The organism is Skermanella sp., from assembly GCF_059503625.1.
In genome coordinates this window covers 1-5,052 of record NZ_JCACHA010001157.1, presented here as the reverse complement: position 1 = coordinate 5,052, position 5,052 = coordinate 1, and the positions used below count along the sequence as shown (strand labels likewise).

At 65.9% G+C, this 5,052-nt stretch carries 4 protein-coding genes and 1 pseudogene; 3 read left to right on the top strand and 2 right to left on the bottom strand.

The genetic code is table 11. The features are described from left to right. Window positions 1-528 precede the first annotated feature (528 nt). On the top strand, window positions 529-798 hold the full coding sequence (locus tag AC5JJ6_RS41105) for a hypothetical protein (RefSeq protein WP_496047590.1): 270 nt from the start codon (window positions 529-531) through the stop codon (window positions 796-798). A gap of 50 nt (window positions 799-848) precedes the next feature. Then, window positions 849-1,510: pseudogene (locus AC5JJ6_RS41100) on the top strand (IS5 family transposase); the annotation flags it as partial. Window positions 1,511-1,786: 276 nt separating this feature from the next. On the opposite strand, the gene AC5JJ6_RS41095 reads toward AC5JJ6_RS41100, so the two are convergent. Both AC5JJ6_RS41095 and AC5JJ6_RS41090 read right to left on the bottom strand, forming a co-directional pair. Next, window positions 1,787-2,857, bottom strand: coding sequence for an MBL fold metallo-hydrolase (locus AC5JJ6_RS41095; protein ID WP_496047589.1), 1,071 nt, complete (start codon window positions 2,855-2,857; stop codon window positions 1,787-1,789). Then, window positions 2,857-3,630, bottom strand: coding sequence for an SDR family oxidoreductase (locus AC5JJ6_RS41090; RefSeq protein WP_496047588.1), 774 nt, complete (start codon window positions 3,628-3,630; stop codon window positions 2,857-2,859). Before AC5JJ6_RS41090 ends, AC5JJ6_RS41095 begins: the two co-directional genes overlap by 1 nt. A gap of 125 nt (window positions 3,631-3,755) precedes the next feature. On the opposite strand from AC5JJ6_RS41090, the gene AC5JJ6_RS41085 reads away from it, so the two are divergent. Further along, a complete protein-coding gene (locus AC5JJ6_RS41085) occupies window positions 3,756-4,394 on the top strand; it encodes a TetR/AcrR family transcriptional regulator (protein ID WP_496047587.1) in 639 nt (212 codons plus the stop codon). Window positions 4,395-5,052: the final 658 nt, after the last annotated feature.

Below are 5,052 nucleotides of genomic sequence, written 5' to 3'. Positions count from 1 at the left end.
TCAACAGCGTCGAATCAGAACGCGCGATTCCAAGCAACATCAAAGTGCTCTAGAGTACTGGTCGGGATCGTCGGGATTGGCTGGCACTGGGTGCTCCTTGGCATCGGGACCACTTGATAACGCAGCCAGTGCCGCGCCGCCTGTTAGCTCCAGCCAGATTGCCGATTTACAGGACACGGCGCGGGCATTGCCAAGCTGATCGCCAATGACCCTGTCCGCGGGGCTGAATCATATTGATGGCGTAATGGCCGAGTCTACGCCTACCGTGGCTATCGCTCCCGCGGCCGAGGTGATGCGCTCCTCCGACGCCTGCACGCCGGCCAGAAGTTCAGGCCGAGATGTCTCGTCATCGACGGGCTGCGCCGCTAGAGCACTTTGACGTTGCACGGACTCGCTGGTTCTGATTCGACGCTGCTGTTGGAGCGGCAAGGTGACGATGACGGCACCCTTGGGTTCTGTTGCATTCTTGCGGTGCCGCCCTGAGCAGGTACAAACCAGGGCATGGCGAGACGGCGGCGAGTAGCCTCGGTGAGGCCGGATCAGTCCTTCAAGGGGCGGCAGTTCACTGCCGAGGTGATCCTCTGGGCAGTCCACTGGTACCTTATGTTCCCGCACCGACGCGTGAAACGCCTGGTCAGACCGGGGCTTGGGTTCGGCAGTTTCCACAAGGCACGACGAACACTGGCAGGCTATGAGGCGATGGCGATGATGAGGAAGGGGCAGGTTCGAGGAGTTGGCGGACGCGACATGCGGACCCAAGCCAGCTTTGTCGCCGAGCTGTTCCAAGTCGCCGCCTGATCTGGAGCCTGTCGCGGGCATCTACGCTTTGCACCAAACTTCGCAACACAACCCTACCGAAAGAGCCGCGGCGTACCATCCCGGCGATCTTCTGGCGGCACCAGAATGGCGCCAAGTGGCGCAGCATCTCGGCTGAGCTCGGCCCGTGGTGGCCGGCTGCACAGTTGTTCATCCGCTGGGCCAAGCAAGACGTCTGAGAGCGCCTGCTTGAGTTGGTGCGGCAGCGTGGGCTCGCGCTCGGGATGACCTTCATCGATGGCACCAACATCGGCGCCCACCAGAAAGCGGTAGGGGCGAAATAAGGGGATGCAATAGCCAGGAGCGAGATGTGCGCGAGGCGCTTGGCCGATTTCGCGGCGGCTACGGCACCAAGGCCTGCGTGATCGCCGATGGCCGTGGCCGGGCCGTGGCCTTTGCTCTGGTACCGGGTCAGGCGCACGAGTTGCCCATGGCGCCGGGTCTGCTCGACTGTCTGCCGAACGTGCCCGGCTGGGTCGTTGGCGACCGCGGCTTTGCCTCCGACGCCTTCCGCGAGCGCATCTGGGCCATGGGCGCGCGGCCTGCGATCCCGCCCAGGCGCACCGATGCCGAAGTCGCCTGCCCGGACTGGATCTACGCCAACCGCCGTTTGGTCTAGAACCTCTGGGCACGTCTGAAAGAGTGGCGAGCGGTCGCCACCCGCTACGAGGAAACCGCACGCTCCTTCCTTGGCTTCCGACACCGTCATGCGGCGGCTCACGCCGACCGCGGGGAGAACCATGACCCGGCAGGGGTGCCCGTCGTCGCTGCGCAGAGGACAACGGAGGGCTTGATCTCCACGCCCACCATGAGAGAACAATGCTCCGCGTCGGGGCAGCCAGAACCGGCTCGGCTTCGTGCTGTAGCTCTGCGCTTGCCGCTACACAGATCGGCTTCTGCATCTGGGAGAGGCCATCCCGAGGCGGGGAATCGTCTGGCATGACGGCGGTCCTCTGTACGACTTTATGGCTCACCGGCCTGGTGCAGCCGCCTTGGCCGCGCCCTGCCGGAATTCGCGTGGTCTGCCGGCCGCTGCCCCGGCAACCTGCCAGCCGCGCAGTGCCCAGCGGATGTTCAATTCGATCAGCTGCCGGCGCGACGCGATCCCTGCGGTGGTGCGCCATTCTGGGAACCGCGCCGCGGTCGCCGCGGCAATCCGTTCGATGCCTTCTGGCCCGATGGCGCCATGCTCCAGCAGCTCCGCGTCGAGCAGGTCGCGGAAGCGGATGAGGTAGTCGCGCTCGGCGGTCAACAATGCGTTGGCAGGGCCTGGCTCGCCATGGCCGGGGCAGAACAGGCGGGCCCCACCGCCGGCGTACCGCTCCGCAAGGACCGCAAGTTGGTCGATCCAGTGGTCGATGGCACCCTGGTAGAGCACGGGCGAAACCCGGTTGCCGGCGATGTCCCCACCGATCAAGGCATCCTCTGCCGGAATCTCGTAGAGCGTCGTTTCCGTCGCCTCATTGTCGCGATGCGTGCGCACGCGGACCTCAATGCCGTTGAGGTTGAGGCGCTGCCCGTCGGTCACCACCGCGTTGGGCTGCGGCAGCGCGCCCTCGGCAGCGAAGTCGGCGCCAAAGTCCTCCCTTCGGTTCGCGTTGAAGCCCAGCAGGTCCCAGCGGAGGTCACGGGCCGCGAGCGTACTGGCATGAATGCGCAGGCCCGGCGCTGCCGCGGCCGCGAAAACCGGCAGGCCGCCATAGTGGTCCGAGTGCGCATGGGTCAGCAGGATGTCGGTGATCGGCAGGTCCGTGACGGAACGCAGTTGTGCAAGCGCCCGCCGCGCGTCGGATAGGCGCCATAGCGTGTCGAAAACTGCAACGCCACCACGGCCAATGAGAAACCAGGTGTTCACCGTCAGGTTGCGGGCGGAATCGCGCGTGTAACCCTGCAGCGCCGCGGAGACCCGGAGCGGGCCCTCGGTCGGACCCTGCGGTTCCGATGTCGCCGCGGCCGCGCCAGGCATGGCCGCCGCCGCGAGCGTACCGGTGGAGGCCCGCAGGAAGGCGGATCGCGTCAGCATTGTGCTCCCGATGCGCATCAGACGTTCATCCAACCGCCGTCGACGACGAGGTCGCCGGCGGTCACGTAGGACGCGTCGTCGCTGGCGAGGAAGGCAACTGCCGGAGCGATCTCTTCGGCCCGACCAAGGCGCGCGAGCGGAGCCTGGCCTTTGATCATGGCCGCAAAGCTGTCGAGCGCCTCCTGAGGTAGGCCCATCTTGCCAATGAAAGGTGTTGGCACGAGGCCGGGCGACACCGCGTTCACCCGTATGCCACGCGGCGCCAACTCGGCCGCGAGCGAACGGGCAAGTGAGCGCACCGCAGCCTTGGTGGCGAAGTAGACGTGCCCGCCGGCCACGCCTTTCGCGTTTACGGCAGAGGCGTTCAGGACGATGCTGGCGCCGCTTCTCATGAGCGGCAGAAGCTTTTGCACCGTGAAAAACACGCCCTTCACGTTGACGCCGAATTGGTCATCGTAGAACCGTTCATCCACGGCCTCTATTGGGGCGAAGGAGCCAACGCCGGCATTGGCGAACAGCACGTCGAGCCGTCCGCCGAGCGCGTTCCGCGTAGCCTCCGCGAGGCGCTCGAGGTCGGGTAGGCTGCGCACGTTTGCCCGTAGCGGCATGACCGCTGACCCGAGCTGCCGGGCGGCATCCGTCAGGCGGCCCTCGTCCTGGCCGGTGATGACGAGCTGCTCGACGCCGTCGGAAAGCAGCCGTTCCGCAACCGCAAAGCCGATGCCTGTTGTGCCGCCTGTGACCAGGGCTGTCTTGCCGGATAACCGCCCGCCGCTCTGAGTGATGGCCATGCTTGCTTCCTTTTTCGGATGACGCCGGTCGGCGCCGCCGGGACAAGCTGTGCCATGTTGGACTAATCAGTCAAGATTGACTTTTTGGTCAATCATGCGATGAGCGTTGTCGGAGAGGGGTGCGCATGGTCGCGGTTCGACAGTTCGATGAAGGCGTGGTGCTGGAGGCGATGATGCGCGTGTTCTGGCGACAGGGCTTTGAGGCGACCTCGATTGACGACTTGGTCGCGGCTTCCGGCGTCAAGCGGCAAAGCCTCTACAATGCATTCGGTGACAAGGAGGCGATGTTCCTCCGAGCGCTCGACCGCTATCGAGAGACGGTGGCAGCGCCGATCCTCGCAGCTCTTGGAGGCGACGACCCGCATGCAGCGCTTCAGCGCTACATTGCGCTCCACATTGAGCGGATGGCCGAGCCGGGGAGTCCGACCGGCTGCCTAATCGCGGGTAGCTGCACCGAGCTCGGAGGGCGCGACGACCGGCTCGGCCGCTGGGCTGCCAGCGAGACGAAGGCGTCCGAGCAGACGCTGCTGAAAATGCTGGAGACTTGGCAGCGTGGCGGCAGGGTAGCCCCTCACCGCGACTTACGCCCCTTGGCCGTCTACCTGATCGCCTTCGTCCGCGGGCTGGCGGCTCTGCACCGCGCGACGGGCGACCTCGACGCAGTGCGCGCTGCCACGGATGTCGGGCTACAAGCCTTAACCCCTTGGTTGCCTGCGGCAGATGAAGCGGAGACGCCTGGCGCAGCACGGGAATGTACGGCCTGAGTTGTTGTCGTGGCTCGGTATTGCCAACTTCGCGTTTTATGGGCGCAACGAAGCGGCCATGGCGTGGTGCGGGCGATGGCCAGGTCGGACCACTGCCGCCCGGTTTCGACACCCAGATGCGCCCTGGTTTCTTGGAAAGTGACCTCCAACTGCCAGCACTGGACGAACCAGCCCAGGATCTGATCGGGCGTGCGGTGTAGATCGGTGCACAGCAGATCCTGCGGGGTGAACCGCTGCTGGGGATCGCGGATCAACACCCAGCGGATCGGCACGATGGGCATGCCGCCGTGACGCCAGACGGCGGTTGCGGTGCAGATTTCGACCTCGCGCTTGCCTTCGCCATACCAGCCCTGGACCATGACTGGCTGCCAGCGCGTGTGGCTGCCCCTCAACACCTCGGACAGGTTCGGGAGCCGGCCGCCCTTGGTGCGGGGCCGGCCTTTGGTTCCGGATCGCCGGGGCGGCGTCGGGTTGTAGAGCGCGGCGTCGAGCCGCCGGCGCGTGATGCCGGTGACCTTGTGACGGGCGAGAGCAGACAGCAGCTCCAGGGCGGCAAAGCCGCTGTCACCGGCCACCACGATCTCCCGTCAGGCAGCCATCGATGGGCCTGCACCGCCAGCTGGCGTGCCCAGTCGGTGAGCTTCTTGTGCCGGAGGAC

Excerpts from the sequence above, each read along its gene's own strand:
- AC5JJ6_RS41090 (WP_496047588.1), bottom strand. The coding sequence starts at position 3,630 with ATGGCCATCACTCAGAGCGGCGGGCGGTTATCCGGCAAGACAGCCCTG.
- AC5JJ6_RS41095 (WP_496047589.1), bottom strand. The coding sequence starts at position 2,857 with ATGCGCATCGGGAGCACAATGCTGACGCGATCCGCCTTCCTGCGGGCC.
- AC5JJ6_RS41085 (WP_496047587.1), top strand. The coding sequence starts at position 3,756 with ATGGTCGCGGTTCGACAGTTCGATGAAGGCGTGGTGCTGGAGGCGATG.